General features: G+C 42.1%; 22 protein-coding genes. 12 read left to right on the top strand and 10 right to left on the bottom strand.

The window, feature by feature from the left end; all coding sequences use genetic code 11:
• The first annotated feature begins 122 nt into the window (after nucleotides 1-122).
• Nucleotides 123-620 (top strand): YajQ family cyclic di-GMP-binding protein, encoded by a 498-nt coding sequence (locus ABD772_RS14890; protein WP_345106106.1) that lies wholly within the window; start codon nucleotides 123-125, stop codon nucleotides 618-620.
• A gap of 256 nt (nucleotides 621-876) precedes the next feature.
• Here the strand turns inward: ABD772_RS14890 and ABD772_RS14885 are convergent, their stop codons facing one another.
• The gene (locus ABD772_RS14885) at nucleotides 877-1,314 is read right to left on the bottom strand and encodes an Hsp20/alpha crystallin family protein (RefSeq protein ID WP_345106103.1); all 438 of its coding nucleotides are present in this window, start codon (nucleotides 1,312-1,314) and stop codon (nucleotides 877-879) included.
• A gap of 137 nt (nucleotides 1,315-1,451) precedes the next feature.
• Between ABD772_RS14885 and ABD772_RS14880 the strand changes: the two genes are divergently transcribed.
• Nucleotides 1,452-1,898 (top strand): acyl-CoA thioesterase, encoded by a 447-nt coding sequence (locus tag ABD772_RS14880; RefSeq protein WP_345106101.1) that lies wholly within the window; start codon nucleotides 1,452-1,454, stop codon nucleotides 1,896-1,898.
• A 35-nt stretch (nucleotides 1,899-1,933) separates the two neighbouring features.
• On the top strand, nucleotides 1,934-2,320 hold the full coding sequence (locus ABD772_RS14875; RefSeq protein ID WP_345106098.1) for a hypothetical protein: 387 nt from the start codon (nucleotides 1,934-1,936) through the stop codon (nucleotides 2,318-2,320).
• 57 nt (nucleotides 2,321-2,377) lie between these two features.
• On the opposite strand, the gene ABD772_RS14870 is transcribed toward ABD772_RS14875, so the two are convergent.
• The gene (locus ABD772_RS14870) at nucleotides 2,378-3,052 is read right to left on the bottom strand and encodes an SIMPL domain-containing protein (RefSeq protein WP_345106096.1); all 675 of its coding nucleotides are present in this window, start codon (nucleotides 3,050-3,052) and stop codon (nucleotides 2,378-2,380) included.
• Nucleotides 3,053-3,120: 68 nt separating this feature from the next.
• The gene (locus ABD772_RS14865; protein ID WP_345106094.1) at nucleotides 3,121-3,810 is read right to left on the bottom strand and encodes a class I SAM-dependent methyltransferase; all 690 of its coding nucleotides are present in this window, start codon (nucleotides 3,808-3,810) and stop codon (nucleotides 3,121-3,123) included.
• 156 nt (nucleotides 3,811-3,966) lie between these two features.
• On the opposite strand from ABD772_RS14865, the gene ABD772_RS14860 reads away from it, so the two are divergent.
• The gene (locus ABD772_RS14860) at nucleotides 3,967-4,470 is read left to right on the top strand and encodes a hypothetical protein (RefSeq protein ID WP_345106091.1); all 504 of its coding nucleotides are present in this window, start codon (nucleotides 3,967-3,969) and stop codon (nucleotides 4,468-4,470) included.
• A gap of 2 nt (nucleotides 4,471-4,472) precedes the next feature.
• On the opposite strand, the gene ABD772_RS17600 is transcribed toward ABD772_RS14860, so the two are convergent.
• Nucleotides 4,473-4,670 (bottom strand): YqaE/Pmp3 family membrane protein, encoded by a 198-nt coding sequence (locus tag ABD772_RS17600; RefSeq protein WP_425562837.1) that lies wholly within the window; start codon nucleotides 4,668-4,670, stop codon nucleotides 4,473-4,475.
• A gap of 121 nt (nucleotides 4,671-4,791) precedes the next feature.
• Here ABD772_RS17600 and ABD772_RS14850 point away from each other — a divergent pair, with 121 nt between their 5' ends.
• Nucleotides 4,792-5,214, top strand: a complete 423-nt coding sequence (locus ABD772_RS14850) for a secondary thiamine-phosphate synthase enzyme YjbQ (protein WP_345106088.1) — start codon at nucleotides 4,792-4,794, stop codon at nucleotides 5,212-5,214.
• Here the strand turns inward: ABD772_RS14850 and ABD772_RS14845 are convergent, their stop codons facing one another.
• Complete coding sequence (locus ABD772_RS14845) at nucleotides 5,215-6,183, bottom strand: GlxA family transcriptional regulator (RefSeq protein WP_345106085.1); 969 nt, start codon at nucleotides 6,181-6,183, stop codon at nucleotides 5,215-5,217.
• A 144-nt stretch (nucleotides 6,184-6,327) separates the two neighbouring features.
• Between ABD772_RS14845 and ABD772_RS14840 the strand changes: the two genes are divergently transcribed.
• Genes ABD772_RS14840 through ABD772_RS14825 form a run of 4 tightly spaced genes read left to right on the top strand, consistent with a single transcriptional unit; the run spans nucleotide 6,328 to nucleotide 8,942 of the window.
• The gene (locus ABD772_RS14840; RefSeq protein WP_345106083.1) at nucleotides 6,328-6,753 is read left to right on the top strand and encodes a VOC family protein; all 426 of its coding nucleotides are present in this window, start codon (nucleotides 6,328-6,330) and stop codon (nucleotides 6,751-6,753) included.
• Between the two features lie 50 nt (nucleotides 6,754-6,803).
• Entirely contained in the window at nucleotides 6,804-7,301 is a 498-nt protein-coding gene (locus ABD772_RS14835) for a DinB family protein (RefSeq protein ID WP_345106080.1), read from the top strand.
• Nucleotides 7,302-7,303: 2 nt separating this feature from the next.
• Nucleotides 7,304-7,522 carry a hypothetical protein gene (locus tag ABD772_RS14830; RefSeq protein ID WP_345106077.1) on the top strand — a complete coding sequence of 73 codons (219 nt, stop codon included), beginning with the start codon at nucleotides 7,304-7,306 and terminating at the stop codon, nucleotides 7,520-7,522.
• 43 nt (nucleotides 7,523-7,565) lie between these two features.
• Nucleotides 7,566-8,942, top strand: a complete 1,377-nt coding sequence (locus ABD772_RS14825; protein WP_345106074.1) for an MATE family efflux transporter — start codon at nucleotides 7,566-7,568, stop codon at nucleotides 8,940-8,942.
• On the opposite strand, the gene ABD772_RS14820 is transcribed toward ABD772_RS14825, so the two are convergent.
• Entirely contained in the window at nucleotides 8,932-9,873 is a 942-nt protein-coding gene (locus ABD772_RS14820; RefSeq protein ID WP_345106072.1) for an alkaline phosphatase family protein, read from the bottom strand. The two genes, ABD772_RS14825 and ABD772_RS14820, sit on opposite strands and share 11 nt — an antisense overlap.
• Before the next feature lie 337 nt (nucleotides 9,874-10,210).
• Between ABD772_RS14820 and ABD772_RS14815 the strand changes: the two genes are divergently transcribed.
• The gene (locus tag ABD772_RS14815) at nucleotides 10,211-10,996 is read left to right on the top strand and encodes a 3-keto-disaccharide hydrolase (RefSeq protein WP_345106069.1); all 786 of its coding nucleotides are present in this window, start codon (nucleotides 10,211-10,213) and stop codon (nucleotides 10,994-10,996) included.
• A gap of 294 nt (nucleotides 10,997-11,290) precedes the next feature.
• Nucleotides 11,291-11,530, top strand: coding sequence for a hypothetical protein (locus ABD772_RS14810; protein ID WP_345106067.1), 240 nt, complete (start codon nucleotides 11,291-11,293; stop codon nucleotides 11,528-11,530).
• 152 nt (nucleotides 11,531-11,682) lie between these two features.
• Here ABD772_RS14810 and ABD772_RS14805 read toward each other — a convergent pair whose 3' ends face one another.
• The 4 genes from ABD772_RS14805 to folB form a co-directional block, all read right to left on the bottom strand.
• Nucleotides 11,683-14,394 (bottom strand): PKD domain-containing protein, encoded by a 2,712-nt coding sequence (locus tag ABD772_RS14805; RefSeq protein WP_345106064.1) that lies wholly within the window; start codon nucleotides 14,392-14,394, stop codon nucleotides 11,683-11,685.
• Between the two features lie 172 nt (nucleotides 14,395-14,566).
• Nucleotides 14,567-17,218 (bottom strand): PAS domain S-box protein, encoded by a 2,652-nt coding sequence (locus tag ABD772_RS14800; protein ID WP_345106061.1) that lies wholly within the window; start codon nucleotides 17,216-17,218, stop codon nucleotides 14,567-14,569.
• Nucleotides 17,219-17,393: 175 nt separating this feature from the next.
• Complete coding sequence (locus ABD772_RS14795) at nucleotides 17,394-18,797, bottom strand: FAD-binding oxidoreductase (protein WP_345106059.1); 1,404 nt, start codon at nucleotides 18,795-18,797, stop codon at nucleotides 17,394-17,396.
• 154 nt (nucleotides 18,798-18,951) lie between these two features.
• On the bottom strand, nucleotides 18,952-19,305 hold the full coding sequence (gene folB, locus ABD772_RS14790) for a dihydroneopterin aldolase (protein ID WP_345106057.1): 354 nt from the start codon (nucleotides 19,303-19,305) through the stop codon (nucleotides 18,952-18,954).
• A 95-nt stretch (nucleotides 19,306-19,400) separates the two neighbouring features.
• Between folB and ABD772_RS14785 the strand changes: the two genes are divergently transcribed.
• Nucleotides 19,401-20,582: an acyl-CoA dehydrogenase family protein gene (locus ABD772_RS14785; protein ID WP_345106054.1), complete on the top strand. Its 1,182-nt coding sequence runs from the start codon at nucleotides 19,401-19,403 to the stop codon at nucleotides 20,580-20,582.
• Nucleotides 20,583-20,617: the final 35 nt, after the last annotated feature.

Genomic DNA, 20,617 nt, shown 5'->3' with positions numbered 1-20,617 from the left:
TATTTGTTAAGTTAATATTAATATATCACTATATCTGATTGTTTTAACACACAAGCTTACAATTTGATTTTATAGCCATTTAAATAGTAATTTTGTACCTTACTCAAAGAATAATTTTAACTATGCCAAGTTTTGATATAGTAAGCAAGATTGACGGCCAGACGCTGGACAACGTCATCAACATCGCAAAAAAGGATATTTTGAACCGTTATGATTTTAACGACTCAAAAAGCACTGTTGACCTGGATAAAAAGACCAACATTGTAACTGTGGTTACTGAGAATGATATGCGTCTCAAAGCCATTCAGGATTCCATTATCAGCCGTATGGTAAAACAACAGCTCGACCCAAAGGCTTTAGATCTGGATTTCGGTAAAGAGCAGGCCGCCTCGGGCAACATGATCCGCAAGGAAATTAAAGTAAAACAAGGTATTGAACAGGAGACGGCTAAAAAGATCGTCAAAAAAATAAAAGACAGCGGCCTTAAAGTTCAGGCCAGTATTATGGATGACCAGGTGCGGGTTCAAGCCAAGAAAATAGACGACCTGCAATCTGTTATAGCGCTTTGCCGTAAAGACGATTTTGGACAGCCTTTGCAGTATATCAATATGCGTAATTAGCTCCATAGCCCCTCAAAATCTCCCCTTCCGGGGAGATTTTGACCTATGTTATTATTTGATATAACTGTTTAAGCCCTACTACCGCGAAAGGTTTGGGTGCGGCTAAAACAGAAGAGCCGTCCTTCCAGACGGCTCTTCAAACTAAACCAACATTACTTATTATGAAAACACTCTTTACCGGTATTTCCTAAGTCCGGGCTTTCGCAAAAACACAACCACCTTCACCGCCGCGGACTTTCGGAACATCCGGATTATATTATTTTACAGTTATCTCCCTGGTTTGAAATTTAGCTTCTTCTTTTTTAGCGATAGTCAATTTCAATATACCGTTAACATAATCAGCCTCGATTTTTGAATAATCTGTGCTTTCGGGTAAGGTGAATGATCTGCTGAACGAATTAAAGCTGTATTCGCGTTTGGTAAATTTCTTGTTCTCATCAACAGTTTCAGTTTTCTTATCGGCCGAAACGCTTAATACATTTTTATCCAGGTTGATCTTTATATCTTCTTTGTTTAGGCCAGGGATAGCGAGTTCAATTTCAAATTGAGCATCAGTTTCTGCGATATTCACGGCAGGTGTACGAAAAGCGGCTCGTTCGTTCAAAAATGAATCGTTCAATACTGAATAAACGTCATTAAAAAACGGATTTACGAAATTGTTTTTGGGCTCCTTGCCAAATTTTACTAAAGTCATTGTTATATCCTCCTAAGTTTTTATTTTATTGTTAATTTTGGTATTACTCAATCAAGAGCCATACCAGTGGCATTTTGATTGGGTTTAAATGACCGTTTGTCATTTAAACTAATTACAAACCGACATAATGACACTCAATGGCTGAAAAACTATCAGATTATAAATTTCGCACTCCCATACCTATCCGCTTTTCGGATATAGATGCTGTAGGCCATGTTAACAATGCGATATACCTCACTTATTTTGAAATAGCCCGGTTTAATTATTGGAAAGATGCCATCAGCTGGAATTTGAGTGAACATGGCATCATCGTAGGCCGCAGCGAGGTCAATTACTTAAAGCCTATTACCCTGCACGACGAAATAGCCTGCTATGTGCGTGTAACACGTATTGGTAATAGTAGTTTTGATGTGATGCAGGTATTGGTTAAGGTAACACCCACTGGCGAGGAGATTTGCACTACGGGCAAAACCGTTTGCATTAGTTATGACTACTCGGCTAATAAATCGGTACCTATCCCAACCCGCGAGCGAGAGCAAATGATTGCTCATGACGAACCTCGTTTAATACTGAATACTAATTAGTTACATCAACCGTTAACATTAACAAGATGTTTACCATGAAAAAAGAATACCTATATATTTTGCTATTATTAGTTGCTTTTGGCTGTAAAAAAGACGACACTAAACAAATAGCTACTACTACCAAAACCGCGCCGGGCACGATGCATATTGTCATTAACAGCGACCAGTTATTTTCATATAACATTACCGAACAAGATACCGTAACAAACGAGTTTTCAATCAAAGATGATTATGACAAAACGGGTCTGGATTATTACTTTACCCCATCCCCGGGCCATAAGGTGATCATAGAGGCACTCACCAAATCGGCAGGAAGTTTAACTGCGACTATTACTTATAAAGACAAACCGCTGGGCCCTGTTGTAAGCCATCCAAGTGGCTCGGCTACCGGCTTTGAGTTTAGCTACACAATACCTCATTAAAAAGCAAATGCCCCGCCGGTGACGGGGCATTACTTTTTTATCTTATCTATTCTGATTTTATTTACCAATCTGAAATACGGCATTGATCTGAAAACTCAGTTTAATTTTCTTAAAGTCGATGTCTGAAGGTTGCACCATATCTGCAGCCATTGTCTTGAACATCACAGCACGTGGTTGAGGATAGTTACTGATATCATTTTCTGTAATATTCAACACCGGCCCCAAAGATTCATTCAGGCCGCCCAGCAAAAAGGTAGCTTTAGCTTTTGCAGCCAGCAATGCTTTCAATTTCAGATCGTTTTTTAGCTGATCAGCTTTTGAATAATCGTAGCTGTCAATATTGGTGCTTTGAATGCCTTTTGCATCTATCTTACTAAGTATCTGATTAAATTTATTTAAATCATGAAAACGGATACCATATTGTTTTGACGCCATGAATTCAGGATTCTTTTTTTTCTGGTAACTGTAATTATAAGCTGAGAGATTATTTACGGTAAAGTCCTCTTTTGGAATACCGGCGTCGCGTACAGCATCTTCTAATTGTTTTTCCAGCTGACCAATAGTCACCTTGCTATATTCCTGCAAAGAAATGGTAACGTTGATAATATCAGGAGTAACTTCCTGTTCGGCAGTGCCGGTAACTTCGATTTTGCGGCGCAGGTCAACACCCTGTGCAAAAGCGGTATAAGTGGTTGCAATAGTTAGTGCGGCAAGTATAAATAGCTTTTTCATAGTATCGAATTTTATGGATATAGAACAAATAATATGTACAAAGTTTAAACGGATCAATAAATAATAAGTTAAGAAGCTATTATTAAACGGGTTAAATACTGACCGTGTTCATCATCGATCAATACCTCCATTAAATAACCACATTCAATGGCTACTCGCCGCAAGGTATGCTCATCAACATATAACCACTTAAACCATTCGGTCTTCAGCTTTTTATAGGTGTATTGATATTCGATTTCGCCGTAATAACCTTGTTCGGGCAAATTACCGGCATATAAATAGGCGACGTCTGATGAATCGAATATCAGCTGACCATCGCGGTTTAATAAGGTTTTAACATGAAGCAAGAGCGTTTTCAACCCCTCAATTGTGCCCGCCAGTCCGATGCCATTCATCAGCAATAACAAAGTATCGTATCCACCTTGCCGGTAGGAAAAGATATTGCTTTCAATCGCATTAACTACACCCCGCTCCTGCATTGTTTTGACGCATAGCGGTGAAATATCTATAGCAGTAACATCTAATGCCTGATCCTGCAAATACAAAGCGTGACTACCTGCTCCCGCACCAATATCCAGCACTTTGCCCCGGCATTGTTCCATCGCCATCCATTCAATATCCGGCATGTCATCTTCTTCGCGAAAATAAGTAACAACAGGCATTTCCTCTTTTGGGCCGTATTTATTGTTGATCCATAATTTGGAGGGAGACTGCTGGTGCCAATAGTCGTACAATGCATGACCTAAAACATCATTCATAGCTGTTGAAATTGGCGGCAAGTTAGCTAAAACATCGTCAAAACATAAAGGCAACGTAAGCTGTTGATTATCAATCTAAAATTATCGTTACAAAGGTATTACCACCGTTTATTTAAGTATCTTTAAACCTCTCCCCTAAGATTTCCTATCTCCCGAATGAAAAGATCATTTTTACTTTTATTGGTTATGATTGCCGGCATTTATTCTTGTAAAAAGAATGACAGCATAAGAACGCAATATGCCAAGCTGATTGTTGGGACATGGAAGTCAACCGGACAAAACACAAAAGTTTATGATTTAAGCAGTAACGAGCTGGTAAAAGATTCGACCATTACGTTTACCGGCAACAATGCAAACCGTGCCTGGCTTGAAATTTACCTGGCCAATGGCAACAGTTATGTAACTACAATACCTACAGTTAAATCTAACACCATTGTTGCCACTGCCGATACAACCTCTTACCTAACTTACACTATTTTAGGAAGCAATTTATTACTTAAACAAAATATTGGCGGCGAAGCTACCAAACCAATTTTGCGCATAAATACAACCGACATGGATTTGGAAAGCACCACAACGGGCACTTTGCCGGCCAGTTGGAAGTTGGGTATAAATGTCTCTTATAAAATCACGCAATCAACTCATTATATTAGGCAATAATGTTAGTGCGTACGTTTCATTACACGTACTAACTGCCGGTGCCGTTTAGCAGCATAATAATCATTGGTAACCAGCACGGCGTGAATTACTCCGGGAATCCAGAAAAATAAAGTCAGGAATAAATTAAGTATAAAGGCTCCTATACGACCTGTGGTAAACACGGCCAAAGGTGGTAATATCAAACAAAGAAAATAGCGCATCGCAGTACGTTTATAGACTAATATCTATTTAGACCCATTCGACCTCAAATGGTTACAGTTATCGCTATAACTATTATTAATTTGCATTGTTATTACCAGTGCGTTATTTTACGCCTGTATCATGAAAATATTCCAGCAACAGATTCAGCTAAGCCGTCGCCGTCGCGGCTTTCATTTAATAACATCCGAAGTTTTACAAGCACTGCCACAGATCAGTGAGATCAAAATTGGTATCTGCCAGGTTTTTATTCAGCATACATCGGCCTCATTAACTATTAATGAAAATGCAGACCCAACCGTGCGTCAAGATTTTGAAATGTATTTTAACAAAGCTGTACCTGAGAATGACCCTGACTATGTGCACGATGACGAAGGCCCGGACGACATGCCCGCACATCTGAAAGCAGCTATGCTGGGCAGTTCGGTAAACATTCCTATCCGCAATGGGCGTTTTGCATTAGGTACCTGGCAGGGTATTTATCTGTGCGAGCACCGCAATTACGGCGGCTCGCGCAGTTTGATGATCACTGCCTGGGGCGAGTAACTACCCCATATAAAATTTCTCCCGGTAGCCAGTTGGCGTCATGCCTACTGTTTTTCTGAATATCTTGCGGAATGCTTTAGGGTCGCTGTACCCGGAATTGATCATCACTTCAGTCATTTGCTGATTAGTTTCTATCAACAGGCTTTTGGCCGCTTCTATGCGCGTTTTCTGCAAATATTCTATCGGCGTAATGCCGGTTACCTGTTTAAACCTCCGGGCAATATTACGGCGGCTACCCGGAATTTCTTTAATCAGTTCTTCAATGGTTCCGGTATTATGGTATGATGATTTAATACTTCGTTGCGCCATAGCCACCAGCTCATCATTATGTACCTGCGCCGGAGCAAACGTCCTAAAATACGTTTGCTGCTCGCGGTCCATATCTATCGAAAATAATTTTGCTATACGCACCGCTATATCCCTGCCGCAATACTTTTGCAGCAAGTGCAGCATTAAATGAAAACTCGACGTTGAACCGCCGCTGGTATAAAGGCCGCCATCGCCGGTTACTACTTTATTGGCCTGAAGTTTTACCTGCGGAAAGGCGTTGGCAAAAACCTCGCACGCATCAACATGCGTAGTTGCGGCTTTTCCGTCAAGTAATCCCGTAGCACCTAACAGGAATGCACCTGTACAAACGCAGGCTAGTTCGGCACCTGCCTGATATTGTTGCCGCAGCCAGGGTATAAACCGGTGATTTTCCTGTATGGCCGCCACAATATCAGTAGCATTAAACGCCGGGATAAATATCAAATCCTGCTTTGCCGCACTCTCCAACGACAGAATTTGCCGATCATTAAACTCCACTGCTTTTTCATCGGGCTGGTTGGCGGCAAATAATGAGATATTGAATACCGGTTCTTTACCATCGGCTGCATAAAATTTATTTACGCTTTCAAAAACGTCCAATATGGCTGCCACGCTGAGCAAGCGGTATTTATTGGTGAGCAATATGCCTAATTGTGTCATTTGTTAAATTTAGTAACGTGATAAATATAAAAAAAATGTCCCGAATACCCCCTATAGTTGACATTTCCGCACATCATCGCATCGAAAAATAGCCCTTACCTTAGCCTAACTAAAACAAACATCAAAAACTTAAAAAACACAACCATGGCAAAGATCGATCCATACCTTAACTTTTTAGGTAACACAGAAGAAGCTTTTAATTTTTATAAATCAGTATTTGGCGGCGAATTCGTATTCCTGCAACGTTTTAAAGATACCCCTCACGGCGACAGTATGTCGCCCGAGGATAAAGAGCGCATCATGCACGTAGCATTGCCTATTGGCGGTAACCTGCTAATGGGCACTGATGCGCTGGAGTCAGCCGGACAAAAGTTAAACTTTGGTGATAACATCTCCGTAGCCATTACTCCTGACAGCATGGAAGAAGCCCACAAATTATTTAACGGGCTTGGTGAAGGTGGCAATGTGCAAATGCCTTTAGAAAAGATGTTCTGGGGTGCGTGGTTCGGTATGTTGGTTGACAAATTTGGCGTACAATGGATGGTCAACTACGATGATAGTCAGAAATAAAATACGTCACAAGCACCCTGTTTCACACCAGGGTGCCTTAAATACCCAATATGAAAGACACTATAACTAAACTACAAAACACTTATAACGAGTTGATTGAAACCTTTTCTTCAATTCCTGAGGATAAATTAAATGCGATACCTTTTAAAGAAAGCTGGACGGCAGCGCAGGTAATCGAGCACATTTTAAACGCAGTTGGCGTCGGCACTTTATATGCCGAAACCAAACCATCCAATCGCAATCCGGGTGAGAAGATAAAGGCGGTATCGGATTTATTTTTGAATATGGATATCAAAATGCAGTCGCCCGATTTTATTTATCCATCAGATAAAAAATATGCGAAACAAGAATTACTGGATATGATTAACGACAAGTTCACCAAATTAATTGAGGCGGCAAAAACGTTGGATCTTAGCCCCATCTGTCTGGTTTTTGAAGTACCGGGATTCGGCGCATTTACGCGCCTGGAGTTTGTTTGGTTTTATATTGTTCATACCCGGCGCCACATTTTTCAATTACATAAAATAGCCAAAGCTTTGGCAGGTTAGTTATGCGTATGGTAGTTGAAGTTTTTAAAACCAATGTTAATGAAATTGAGATCTCTGAGCGATTGATCAGGCAGGTCCTTGACCATTTTCCGCGAAGCCGGGTTAACTTTGATATGGAAGACTGCGACCGGATATTGCGCGTGGAAGCCGATGCCGTGTCGCCCGAAAAGATCATCGAAATATTAGCAGCGAATGGCTACTTTTGCGAAGCTCTAATTTGATAACCAACCCTTTAACCAGCATTCACCTTTCTCTTTTAATATCATGTCATTCAAAAATATATTCACTATTATCAAAGAATCGCTTAACGGCGAAAACCACGACTTTACCCAGGGCAGCATACGCCGTGCGGTGTTTTTGTTAGCGGTACCGATGATTTTAGAGCTGAGCCTTGAAAGTGTATTTGCCCTGGTGGATATGTTTTTTGTAGGCAAACTTGGCGAAAACGCAATAGCCAGTGTGGGGCTAACTGAATCGGTAATTGCCCTGGTTTATAGCATAGCCATGGGTTTAAGTACGGCAGCCGGTGCTGTGGTAGCGCGCCGCGTTGGCGAGAAGGACATTGAAGGCGCAGCTCATGCCAGTGCACAGTCATTAATTATTGCCTTTATTATTTCGGCTATATTGACAGTTACAGGTATGGTTTATGCCGGCGATATTTTGGGTATGATGGGTGCAAGTAAAGAGGTAATTGCCGACGGCACCATTTTCACCCGCATTATGTTTGGGGGCAGTTTGGTTATCATCCTGTTATTTTTAGTTAATGGCATCTTTCGTGGTGCAGGTAATGCAGCTATGGCCATGAAAAGCCTTTGGATAGCCAGTTTTGTCAATATCATTTTATGCCCGGTACTTATCCATTTTTTTGGGCTAAAAGGTGCGGCTATGGCTACAGTTACGGGCCGTACATCGGGCGTGCTTTATCAATGCTATCATCTGGTTAAAGGAAATGGCATTGTAAAATTCAAAGTGCCACATTTTGGTTTTGATGCGGTAGTTATCAAGAACATTATTAATATAGCATGGCCTGCTACATTACAATTTATAATTGCCAGTGGCAGCTGGATTGTAGTGGCCCGGCTTGTTGCTGAAACCGGCGGAACGGCGGCGTCAGCAGGTTATCAGATAGCTATTCGCAATGTAATATTCTTCATTTTACCTGCCTGGGGCCTAAGCAATGCTGCCGCTACATTGGTGGGGCAAAACCTGGGCGCCAAACAAGTTCATCGTGCAGAGAAAAGCGTTAATATTACTGCCAAATACAATGCTGTATTTATGGGCATCGTGATGCTGGTTTTCCTGTTTTTCTCAGGCCATATTATCAGGTTTTTTACGACCGATGCAGAAGTAATCAAAAATGGGGTAAGAGCTCTTCGCACCTTCGGTTCGGCCTATATTTTTTATGGCATAGGTATGGTGATGACACAGGCACTAAACGGTGCAGGCGACACACGCACTCCTACCTGGATTAACTTCGTATGTTTCTGGCTGCTGCAAATCCCCCTGGCCTGGTATCTGGCCAAACCCTTGAACATGCATGCCAGCGGAGCATTCTTATCTATCCCTATAGCCGAAACTATATTGGCCCTGGCGGCCTGGTATTTTTTCAGGCGAGGTAAATGGAAAGAAGTTAAAGTTTAGCCTTTTTATCTTTTGTCCGATCAGTCTTCCACACATCTGTTATCGCTGTTGCTTTGGTGGTGTCCTCTACAGGCAGTTTATACATCGCTTCAATGGTATGCAGCACGTTATAATGATTAATATACCCGTTATATTTACCAGGAATTATGCCGGCCCCAATAAAGATGGTGGGGACATGATTTACCTGTTTAAAATCATCTTCATCAAAAGTCAATATCAAAAGGCTGTTGTGTTTTTTTGCCCACTCCACATACGCGCCTAAGTTATCTTTTAGCCATTGATCGCCTCTTTTTATAGCTTCAGCGTCGCCGGGGTCGCCAATATTGTGCATATCGTAATCCATATCCGGAATAACGAATGCAACAGTTGGCAACTTCGAAAAATCTTTAGGGAATTGTTCCATCGGCAAACTTACCGATGCCGGGATATTATTTTCTTTATCGCCTATCCAATTTACCCATGGCGCATGTTTGCGCGCATAAAGAGAAGCTTTGGTAAGCTCACCTCTTTTATAATAACTGGCCATAAAGCCGACAGAAGGCATGGTTTGGGCATACCCTGTAAAAGTAAAGCCATGCTTGATCAGTGAAGCGCCCAGATTTGGCGTAGTATACGGCGTCACTTTTTCAAGTGATTCATCACCTATAACGCCTTGCACACCACCCGCATACAGAGCCAGATAATTAGGCTGGCTTGGGTGCGTAACCCCATGCGAATTGGTGAACAATGCACCGTCCTGAGCAAGTTGTGTTATATATGGCGCATTCGTAGATCCAATCACTTCATCAAATCCATGATTCTCTTCCATCACAATGATAATATGATCATAGCGATGAGGCTGGATAACCGGCTTTGTTTGTTTAAAAGAAAAACAAACAAAGCCTATACCGGTCAATGCGCTTACAAGAAAAAGTGTTGGGATAACTTTCATAGTTCTTTACTTAACGTAAAGAAACTAAAAATAATCAATTTAACAAATGCACCAAAGTAAGTCGGCAGCCAGCAGAATGGCTACAACCCAATTCAAAATCACTACACTTACGGGCTTTTCCTGATACGGATCTTTGTCTAAAATTTCCATGGTTATCAATAGTATTAATTAGTGTTATCTTGTTGTACGCAGAAAACTATCGCAGGGTTATACTCTCCTGAAATTTTACCCATATGAGCTAACGGTAACAGTTTCAATACACTAAAAAAAAGCTATGCATCGCAATCTAAAATCTTATAGATTTGGAATAAATTATCATTTAAACAATTAACCTATTATGAGATATAACCTGTTTTTAACCGCGGCATTGTTTTGCCTCTCTCCTTTTGCATACGGACAAACCACATCGGCCGATATCAGAAAAGCTAACCTGCCAGCTGCTAACCCAACTAATGCCGAGATATTTACTCCGGTGCCTAATGTGGTAACCCCCGCTAAAACCTTTGGTCAGGCACCTTCAGACGCTATTCTTTTATTTGATGGCAAAAACCTGGATGAATGGGAAAGTGTTAAAGATCAATCGGCGGCTAAATGGAAGGTATCGAAAGATGTTTTGACAGTTGATAAATCAGTTGGTGATATTGAAACCAAACGCAAATTTACCAGCTTCCAATTGCATATTGAATGGAAAATACCGGCCAACATTACCGGCACCAGTCAGGCTCGTGGCAACAGCGGTATCTTTTTGTCAAGCAAATACGAAATACAAGTGTTAGATACCTATAACAACGATAACAAAACCTACACCAATGGTATGGCAGGCGCAGTTTATCGTGAGTCTATCCCATTGGTCAACCCGGCACATAAGGCCGGTGAGTGGAATGTATACGACATTGCATACCAGGCACCAGAATTTAATGAAGATGGAACAGTTAAAACACCTGCGCATGTTACCATCTTTTTTAACGGCGTATTGGTGCAAAATAACACCGAAATCAGAGGTGCAACTTCAACAACCGTTAAACATGTTTACACCGCTCACGGACCAATGCCATTAAAACTACAGGCACATGGCGACAAAAGTGAACCTATCAGCTACAGAAATATCTGGATCAGGGAGTAAGCACCCCCCGTCTCAAATGACGGGCGTTTAAAAAATAACAAGTTCATGAAAAGTCTTCCTCACGGAAAGACTTTTCTTTTTTTAAATGCGTCGGTAAGCCGCTGTTGCATAAGAGTTAGAGAGGTGAAATTTATTTTTTAATTCATTACTAAATGTTTATATTGCTTCTTATTATTTGCAGGTGCAACACGCAATATCTATCTCCTTTTTGCGTATTTATTTATTCATTTAGCAGCATTGCCTATAGAGAACAAACAGACTATTCGATCACAATCATCTAAATCATTACATTCAATGAATTACAAAGTGAAGTTAGCCGACGGAACCACACAATTAATTGAAATTACAACCGGTTATTTTAAAAACTGGAAAGTGTGGATTGTAAACATTAACGGAAAAGCAGCTATGCTTTACAAACTGGGTACCGAGTGGATGCAACGCAACGAGGATCACCTGGACAGCCGCACATTGAAAACTATTGGCGAATTTATTGATACAATGGTCTCTCCGGCGGGCACGCCCTCGCTGGCATAATTCAAGCCAGCGTTTACATTCTTAAAGATCTTATATACTCAGGGCTGATTGAACAGGTTAACACCGGTTTAAATGTAATAGCTACGCTTTGTGGTTTGTGCATTATTATGTGTTGTACCAGATAACGCGTCGTCGAGTGATGTCTGACTTTTCTATCTGATAATAGTTATATATCCCGATAAAGCTTTACGGCCATGTTTAGGGTCGATGACATAATAATAAACACCCACAGGCAAATCCTGGCCCTTAAAACGTCCATCCCACCCTATTGCGGAGTAGTTAACAGAAGTAAAAACCTTCTGCCCGTTACGGTTAAAGATATCTACCGTGCAGCCACTATAGCTATCAAGGTATTTGATCACCCAGTTATCGTTAACACCGTCACCATTAGGTGTAAATGTATTGGGCACAACAGGCTCCTGCAATACTTTTACGGTAACCTGATCGCTTACAGAACAGCCATATTTATTAGTAACGGTTAATGTATAGGTTACGTCCTTGTCCAATGTAACTACCGGATTGGGGATTGCTGTGCTGCTCAATCCTGTTGCCGGCAACCATGCATAAGTTATGTCATCGCCGCTTGCCTTTGCATGCAGCGATGTCGTTCCACCTGCCAAAATAGAAACGTCAGGGCCCGCATCGACTGTCCCCACAGGATTCACTTTAATTTTATGAATGATGGTATCGGTACAACCCGTACCCGATGTATATATATACGAGATGTCAAAAATACCCACACCTGCTTTTAACGGATCAAATAAGCCGGCCGCGGTGACACCAGTTCCTGAATAAGTACCGCTGCCGTTTATATTGGTACCCTCCTGCGCGGCAAATTGTATCTGGCCAAAATTCAGGCAAACCGAATCAGGAGCGTTGAAGGTTAAAACGGGGGCCGCCAGTATAGTTATAGATTGATCTTTTTCTGACACACAACTCTCTCCGGAAAAAGCCAGCATTTTTACCTGATAGTTTTTGGTGGCCTGCGGCAAATGTATCTCTGGGTATTTATGATGATATAATTTACCCGGGTAAGGATTTTCATCTGTTTCTGTTACCGACAAATCATTTGTGTCATAGAACCATATCACCTTGGTTATGTTTCCAAAATCAACAGTTGACTTGTTACTGAAATACGCATCCCGGTCGCTACAAAGCGATGATGGATTTAACACATCGAAGTCAGCTTTTGGTATTGAGCCATTTACCGTAAATGTTTTGGTTGATGTTTGCTGACAACCGGCCGCCGATGTCACCGTAAGCGTCACCTGGTATTGCTTTGCTTCGGTATATTTATGCCTTGGGTTTCGGGCAGTCGACGTATTTTGATTAGTGACATCGGCGTTGTCATCGCCAAAATTCCACAGATAGGTTAAGGCGGTATTGTCTGCAATAAAGGAACTGTCTTTAAACTGTGCATATGAATCGGCCAAACAAACCTCGGGCAGTATAAAGTTAACCTGCGGTGCCGGAGGTACAATAACGTCTTTAGTGATAACAGCCAAGCATCCCTTATTTGTAATTATGCTTAACTGCACATGGTATGTGCCGGTAGTATCATACGTATGTTGAAATGGTGCGGCATTTTGTACCACGCTTGTATCGCCATCACCAAAATCCCATTTGCGCCTGATTATCGTTCCGTCCGGAACGACTGTTTTATCTGTGAATGTTATTGATCTGGAATTGCAATCGAACGTTGCAGAATCAAAATCGACGTTTGGGTGCGGAATAATATGAATAGTTTTTTGAAATACGCTGCTGCAACCTAAATTGATCGTCGCGGTCAATGTAATCGTGTAGTCACCGCCGCTTGTGTACAAATGTCTCGGATTTTTTTCGGTGGATGTTCGCCCGTCGCCAAAGTCCCAGTTCCACCCGACGGTGACTACGCCGGGTATTGCGGTGTTGTTTGTTATTACAGTGGTATCGCCCTCGCAAGCGGTGTCGGCAACTGTAAAGTTTATCTGTGGCGGCGGCACCACCGTAATATCCAGCAGATTTGACGAAACCACGCACTTTGAATATTCAATATTGACTGCATCTCCCTTTGTAATGCGATAAGAATAGTGGCCGGGAGTGTCCGGAGTGACAAAGGTAAAAGCTGATGATGTTGTGGGCGGGCCGTGATTAGTCCATTTACCATCACTATATCGCTGCAATCTTTGTGCATAACCCTTGTCAAGCGGTGTGAGTGTTTTTATAGTAAGCGTTTTTGGTGCAGTTAAACAAACAAGTGTACTGTCGCTCTGGTCAAACTGAGCGCTTATAAGCGTGCCATAGGGGCTAAAAGTGATGTCATCGATTGCAATATCATTCCCCGCGCCGCCCGGCGCGTGATTGGTCATTTTAATAATTACAGACTGCACACTATCCGGTGTAGCAAAGGTAAATGCATATTGTATCCAGGAATTATTTGCCGGAATGTTGTTGGTTTGGAAATTTCCTAATACATGGCCGTCCAGGGTTTCAAGTGAAAAGGATACATTGGGCAATATACCGGTGCCGTTTAAAATATTTTTAATCCAGGCCGCAAATTGATAAGTTGTACTGCTGCACAGTCCGTCAACCCTTCGGGTATAAAATAATCCCGGGGCAAAATCAGCATTAACAACCATCATGTAGCCATTCGGAGAGCCGGAATGATCGTTTGTTACTATCCAGCCGGTATTCAGGCCGGCTGTAGTGGTGTATATGCCATATTGACCATCCTCGGGAGAGGCTGAACCTGCGTATTGATAGTTTGTATGACCCGAGTCGGCAGCCAATGGCGGACCATAGGAAGTTACTCCCGACCCGAAAGTAATGTGCACAATAGGATCGCCCAGGCTTTGCGCGTGACTTTGCTGAACAAAAAACAGCATAGTCACACACAACCATGTAACTGTGTAAATACTTCTTTTTAAAATTACCTTACGTAATAAAGGCAGTACTTTATCCACCCTTCAAATCCTTATAATTGTAAGGATAAATATAATTATAAAAAGCTAATAATTAATAATAAACAGCAAGACAATGACGGCTTTTGTTTGATATTTACATGGTTCTTCTCTGTAGCGGGATAGCAAAACAAAATGTCGAACCTTTGCCTACCTCGCTGTTTACCCATATCCTGCCGCCCTCCCGCTTAATTATTTCTGATGAGATATAAAGACCCAATCCTAAACCGGGAAAAGTATGCTGCATATCGCCGCTAACGCGATAAAACTGCTCAAATACTTTATCGAGTTTATCCTCTGAAATACCGATACCAAAATCCTGAACACAAAGCTGTACTTCATCGTCAATTAAACTGGTACTGATAATAATTTCGTCAGCGTGCGGTGAGTACTTGATGGCGTTGGTTATTAAGTTAGATATAACCTGCCCTATGCGTTCTTTGTCGCCATAAACTATGCCTATTTCTGAATGATGTTCAACCAATTTATGCCTTTCAGCTGTGCGCTGCAAGTCTTCAATTAAATCGTGCACCATTGGTACAAAATCAAATTCGCTGTCATTAAACTGCAGTTTCCCCGAATTGATCTTGGTAACATCCAACAAATCACCAATAAGACTGGTCAAACGATTGATCTGAGCATCCATCTTGCCAATCATCTTTGCTTCTTTTATGTCGCCTTTACGCAGAAGCATTTTTTCTACCACCTGTGTATAAGCTTTGATACTGGTAACGGGCGTCTTTAATTCATGACTGGCAATGCCTATAAAATCGTCTTTTTGTTGCTGCAAAAGCTTTTGATCAGTTATATCAACACATGAGCCAATGTAGCCTGCAAAATTGTTCCGGGCATCATACTGCGGCTGTCCGGTCAGCATGCACCAATGAGTAGTTCCGTCAGCATGCTTAAGCCTGAACTCCGCCTCGAACAGTCCATGAACGGCTATGTCGCCGTTCAACCTCTCGACGATCTTTTGCCGGTCGGCGTGATGGATTGAACTTAACCACCCGCTACCTAAATGTGTAGCGTATTCCCGCCCGGTCCAGTCAATCCAGGTTTGGTTAATGTAAGTAACCAAACCCGCCTGGTCTGACATCCACAATGTAGCAGGTGCGGCACTGGTAATATTTCGTAATAACTGCTCGCTATCGGCCAAGGCCTGTTTGGCGGCAATTTCTGGCCGCAGGTCGCGCATTACAGCGCCGACGGCAATAGGCGCACCCAAAACAGGGTCATCAATACGAATGCAGTTATTATAAACCGGGAATATCTCGCCAGACTTTAAATGCCGTACCAGCATGGTACCTTCCCACCAACCCTTATCCATAACCGCAGGTAAAACCTCACGCTCAACTTGCCCGAAATGGGCAGGATCATGTAATTCAGCTATCGGTACACGAGCTACGTGTGCGGCGTTGTCAAACCCCAGCAGATCGATACCGGCTTTATTAATGTACGAGTTAACGCCATCTAAACTTAAAATAGACATCAAATCGACACTGTTATCAACCAGGGTAATCAGTTTGCGCTGTTCTTCCATCGCTTTACGCTGCTCAGTAATATCCAGCAACGTGCCTATGATCCGGGCAGCTACACCGTCATCACCATACAAAACCTTACCTTCTAATCTTATCCAATGAATTGATTTATCAGACCATATCACTCGTGTTTCATAAATCAAACGCCCCGTTTTCAATGCCTCTTCATGGGCCTTGTTTCTTAATGCCAAATCGTCGGGATGAAAAGCCGCCAGATATTCATCGCGCGACATAAGCCTGTCAAAACCCAGTATATTAGCCGCAATAGTTGACGTTATGATCTCGCCGCTTATTAAATCCAGGTCGTAAGTACCTAATCCCACAGCATCTACTGCCAAACGGGCACGTTCTTCAGCCTCCTCCAATAACTTGCGGGCTTTAAACATTTCGGTAACTTCTATTGCTATGACAATAACGCCGCTTATCTCACCATCGGGTTCGCGGTAAGGCTCATAAACATAGTTGATATATACAGTTTCTAAAATACCATTACGCTCCAGTAAAGCCGATACGCCGTCACCTTTAACGGGCACGCCGGTAGCAAGCACACTGTCCAGCAATTTTTCAAAACCCTTCCCTTTAACAAAGGGGATACAATCAAAAACCGGTCTGCCCATCATGGCCTCAGGGGTTTGAGCATATAACTGGCATAGCGAGGGGTTAATCAGATCAACCACATAATTATTCCCTTTTAAAATAGCTATCCCTACGGGGGCCTGCATAAAAGTGTTAAAAAGTTGCTGTCTCTGTAGCCTCAGTGCTGCCTCGCTTTTTTGCTCGCGTTCTGTAATATTATGCAGTTCGGTCACATTAATGGGCGAATGGATAAGATAACTTACTGCGCCATTTGCATCCAATACCGGTGTATTAGTAGTTGTCCACCAGCGTTCTTCAAACTTGTCAGTACCAATAACAGGTATATCGTAACGATAGTTAGTAAGGGTGTGCGGCTTTTTGGTGTTTATCGCTTCATCAAATGAAAAAATAGTCCGTTCTATGTTCTTTGATTCTTCATCATTGGGATTTGCCGGAAAAACTGCGAAAACAGAGGCCCCGACCAAGGCATCGCGCGTGCTATTGGTTGCTTTAAGGTAGGCGTTGTTAACATCTATAATGGTATAGGCTGGCTTGTCAACACCCACTATAAGCATTGTAGCTTCACTATTGTAAAAAATATCTTTATAACCGATTTCGAGCAATTGTGTGACCATGTTTAAGTTTTACACTTGCATACACTAACACATATTTGTGGCAAATGATTTAAAAATAAAATATACATGTCACTTTAAATAATATTTATTGTAAAAATTTATATTATGTTGCTGTGGTTAATATAACCCACAACGTATGGGTGTATTTAGTAATATGTTATGTTCGTGCCTGATATTAAGCGTTAAATATTTTTGAAGGATTTAATATATAATTTTTATCAAAAACCTGTTTAATGCCGCGCCACAGTTCAAAATGCGTAGGCGAATATTTTATTGGCATAAAATCTTTCTGAACAAAGCCAATACCATGTTCGCCCGAAAGTGTGCCACCCAGTGAAACGGTTAGTTCAAATATTTCGCGGATTCCATCTTTTAATTTGGTATTCCAATCGTCGTCACTCATGTTGGCTTTTACAATGTTTATATGCAGGTTACCATCGCCGGCATGGCCGTAGCAAACTGATTCAAAACCATAACGGCTACCAATTTCTTTAACACCTTTAATTAGTTGGGGTAAAGCCGCACGTGGCACTACGGTATCCTCCTCTTTATAAACTGAGTTTGATTTTACCGAAACACCTATTGTACGCCTGATGCGCCATAACTCTTCTTTTTGGGCCGATGACTCTGCAAACAACACATTGGTACAGCCATGCGTTTCTAATACAGCGTTGATTTTTTCGCAATCGCCAAATATTACATTAGCATTGGTACCGTCTACCTCTATCAATAAAAAAGCTGCATCCTGGGGCTGCATATCAAAGGCAATCCCGTCTTTGTCAATTACCCATTGCACTGCCTTACGCTCCATGAACTCTAACGTTGACGGTATAATACCCGCTCTGAAGATAGCTGATACTGCCTCGCAAGCTTCTTCGTTCGAATTAAACGAAGCCAGCATTAAGGCATCTGTCGTAGGTGCGGGAATAAGTTTAACCACTGCCTTAGTAATAATACCCAAAGTCCCCTCCGACCCGATAAAGAGTTGTGTCAGGTTATAGCCCGAGGCATATTTGAGCGTGTTGGCTCCCGTCCAGATAATTTCGCCAGAGGGTAATACAACTTCCAGATTCAATACGTATTCGCGTATAGTTCCATATTTGACTACCCTGGGCCCGCCTGATCCATAGGCAATATTACCACCAATGAAACAGCTGCCTTTACTAGCCGGGTCAATAGGATACAATAAACCTTTGGCTGCAACGCGGTTCATAAATTCCTCTGTGATCACACCCGGTTCTATAGTAGCCTGCAAATTCTCCTCGTCGATATTTAGTATCTGATTAAAGCGTTCCATCGCGATAACCAGTCCGCCCATTACCGGTAAGGCACCTCCACTCAGGCCAGTACCAGCTCCGCGGGGGGTAACGGGTATTAAATGTTGGTTGCAAAGTTTTAACAACGCCGAAACCTCGTCTGCGGTTTTTGGCTTAACAACCACTTCGGGATAATAGCGCAGATCTTCTGTTTCGTCATGGCTGTATTTACCGAGATCGGCTCTATTACTAATAAACCACTCATTACCAACAATTTGACGTATAGCAGTTGCAATCCCTTCAGTTATTTTGTTGTAAACCATAAACATTAATTAAGCAGAGCTAAGTTATTACATGATTTTTTTGAGTACCATAGCCTAACGATTTACGTTTATGCAAATCCCGCCCTGAACAGCTATTAGAAGCGCTGCATAAAACATCCCCGGAATTCTGCGGATTACTGTCTACGGTAAAAAATCACTTATTGTAAGTTAACGTAACACTTGATGATTTAGTTTTAGCACCAATTAACGGGTTTAGTTTGTTGATAGTTAACTTAACAACGTCAACAAAATCATATTGCTTAACAATGTTGTTAATGATGCCTTGAGCCACTGTTTCAATAAGCTTTTTGGTAAGTTTCATCTCCTCGCAGGCAATCTCATAAAGCTGCTCATAATTAACAGTATTATTCAGGTCGTCTTCGGCTATATCGTTTGCCGGAATAAACTCCACCTCGATATCTACTACAAAACGACTTCCTAATTTTTGTTCTTCAGGGTAAAAACCGTGGTAAGCAAAAAACTCCACGCCATGCAAGGCTACAATCATATCCAAAAATACTATTAGTTAAATAACGGCACAAGTTTGTTACCAAACTGTACAATAAGGGGGCAATGGCTATATTTGTTTAAAACCATTCTCTCATGGCAAAAACCGATCTCTTTGAATCGCCCGACTATTACTTGTTGGACGAATTACTTACTGATGAACATAAACTAATACGCCAGAGCATTCGCAACTGGGTGAAAAAAGAAGTATCGCCTGTTATTGAAGATTACGCACAGCGCGCCGAGTTTCCGAAACATTTGTTAAAGGGTTTGGCAGAGATAGGAGCCTTTGGCCCTACCATACCCGCACAATATGGCGGGCTGGGCTTAGATTATATTTCATACGGTCTCATCATGCAGGAAATTGAGCGCGGCGACTCAGGCATCCGCTCAACAGCTTCGGTTCAGGGTTCTTTAGTGATGTATCCTATTTATACTTATGGCTCAGATCAACAGAAAAAAAAGTATCTGCCCAAGCTGGCTACCGGCGAATTGATGGGTTGCTTTGGGCTGACCGAACCTGATCATGGCTCTGACCCCGGCGGCATGACCACCAATTTTAAAGATGCCGGCGACCATTACCTGCTCAACGGAGCCAAAATGTGGATATCAAACGCTCCATTTGCAGATATAGCCGTTGTTTGGGCAAAGAATGAGGACGGCAAAGTTCAGGGATTGATCGTGGAGCGTGGTTTTGAGGGTTTTTTAACACCGGAGACGCATAACAAATGGTCATTACGTGCATCGGCGACCGGCGAACTGGTATTTGATAATGTAAGAGTCCCGAAGGAAAATTTACTCCCCGGGGTTTCAGGATTAAAAGGTCCGCTAAGTTGTTTGAACCAGGCGCGCTACGGCATTGCCTGGGGAGCCTTAGGTGCAGCCATGGATTGCTATGATACCGCCATCCGCTACGCCAAAGAGCGTAAGCAATTTGACAAGCCGATAGCGGCTTTCCAGCTCCAGCAAAAAAAATTGGCCGAAATGATAACCGAGATCACCAAAGCGCAATTGCTGGTTTGGCGCCTGGGTACTTTAAAAAACGAAAACCGGGCCACCCCCGCCCAGATTTCAATGGCTAAACGTAACAGCGTTGAAATTGCCTTAAACGTTGCCCGCGATGCAAGACAGATACTTGGCGGCATGGGAATTACAGGCGAATACCCGATAATGCGACATATGGCAAACCTTGAGTCGGTAATTACTTATGAAGGCACACACGATATCCACTTACTAATTACCGGATTAGATATTACGGGCGAAGATGCTTTTAAATAACCACAAAAAAGCGTTTCTGATAGCGCTAATGTGAT

Source organism: Mucilaginibacter panaciglaebae (genome assembly GCF_039539265.1).
Lineage (GTDB): Bacteria > Bacteroidota > Bacteroidia > Sphingobacteriales > Sphingobacteriaceae > Mucilaginibacter > Mucilaginibacter panaciglaebae.
The sequence above is the reverse complement of the archived record's forward strand: the minus strand, read 5'-3'. Positions and strand labels throughout refer to the sequence as shown.

Excerpts from the sequence above, each read along its gene's own strand:
- folB (WP_345106057.1), bottom strand. The coding sequence starts at position 19,305 with ATGATTGTAGCCTTGCATGGCGTGGAGTTTTTTGCTTACCACGGTTTT.
- ABD772_RS14830 (WP_345106077.1), top strand. The coding sequence starts at position 7,304 with ATGCGTATGGTAGTTGAAGTTTTTAAAACCAATGTTAATGAAATTGAG.
- ABD772_RS14820 (WP_345106072.1), bottom strand. The coding sequence starts at position 9,873 with ATGAAAGTTATCCCAACACTTTTTCTTGTAAGCGCATTGACCGGTATA.
- ABD772_RS14800 (WP_345106061.1), bottom strand. The coding sequence starts at position 17,218 with ATGGTCACACAATTGCTCGAAATCGGTTATAAAGATATTTTTTACAAT.
- ABD772_RS14885 (WP_345106103.1), bottom strand. The coding sequence starts at position 1,314 with ATGACTTTAGTAAAATTTGGCAAGGAGCCCAAAAACAATTTCGTAAAT.
- ABD772_RS14845 (WP_345106085.1), bottom strand. The coding sequence starts at position 6,183 with ATGACACAATTAGGCATATTGCTCACCAATAAATACCGCTTGCTCAGC.
- ABD772_RS14875 (WP_345106098.1), top strand. The coding sequence starts at position 1,934 with ATGAAAAAAGAATACCTATATATTTTGCTATTATTAGTTGCTTTTGGC.
- ABD772_RS14860 (WP_345106091.1), top strand. The coding sequence starts at position 3,967 with ATGAAAAGATCATTTTTACTTTTATTGGTTATGATTGCCGGCATTTAT.
- ABD772_RS14825 (WP_345106074.1), top strand. The coding sequence starts at position 7,566 with ATGTCATTCAAAAATATATTCACTATTATCAAAGAATCGCTTAACGGC.
- ABD772_RS14870 (WP_345106096.1), bottom strand. The coding sequence starts at position 3,052 with ATGAAAAAGCTATTTATACTTGCCGCACTAACTATTGCAACCACTTAT.
- ABD772_RS14865 (WP_345106094.1), bottom strand. The coding sequence starts at position 3,810 with ATGAATGATGTTTTAGGTCATGCATTGTACGACTATTGGCACCAGCAG.
- ABD772_RS14840 (WP_345106083.1), top strand. The coding sequence starts at position 6,328 with ATGGCAAAGATCGATCCATACCTTAACTTTTTAGGTAACACAGAAGAA.
- ABD772_RS14890 (WP_345106106.1), top strand. The coding sequence starts at position 123 with ATGCCAAGTTTTGATATAGTAAGCAAGATTGACGGCCAGACGCTGGAC.
- ABD772_RS14835 (WP_345106080.1), top strand. The coding sequence starts at position 6,804 with ATGAAAGACACTATAACTAAACTACAAAACACTTATAACGAGTTGATT.
- ABD772_RS14805 (WP_345106064.1), bottom strand. The coding sequence starts at position 14,394 with ATGCTGTTTTTTGTTCAGCAAAGTCACGCGCAAAGCCTGGGCGATCCT.
- ABD772_RS14810 (WP_345106067.1), top strand. The coding sequence starts at position 11,291 with ATGAATTACAAAGTGAAGTTAGCCGACGGAACCACACAATTAATTGAA.
- ABD772_RS14785 (WP_345106054.1), top strand. The coding sequence starts at position 19,401 with ATGGCAAAAACCGATCTCTTTGAATCGCCCGACTATTACTTGTTGGAC.
- ABD772_RS14795 (WP_345106059.1), bottom strand. The coding sequence starts at position 18,797 with ATGGTTTACAACAAAATAACTGAAGGGATTGCAACTGCTATACGTCAA.
- ABD772_RS14880 (WP_345106101.1), top strand. The coding sequence starts at position 1,452 with ATGGCTGAAAAACTATCAGATTATAAATTTCGCACTCCCATACCTATC.
- ABD772_RS14815 (WP_345106069.1), top strand. The coding sequence starts at position 10,211 with ATGAGATATAACCTGTTTTTAACCGCGGCATTGTTTTGCCTCTCTCCT.
- ABD772_RS17600 (WP_425562837.1), bottom strand. The coding sequence starts at position 4,670 with ATGCGCTATTTTCTTTGTTTGATATTACCACCTTTGGCCGTGTTTACC.
- ABD772_RS14850 (WP_345106088.1), top strand. The coding sequence starts at position 4,792 with ATGAAAATATTCCAGCAACAGATTCAGCTAAGCCGTCGCCGTCGCGGC.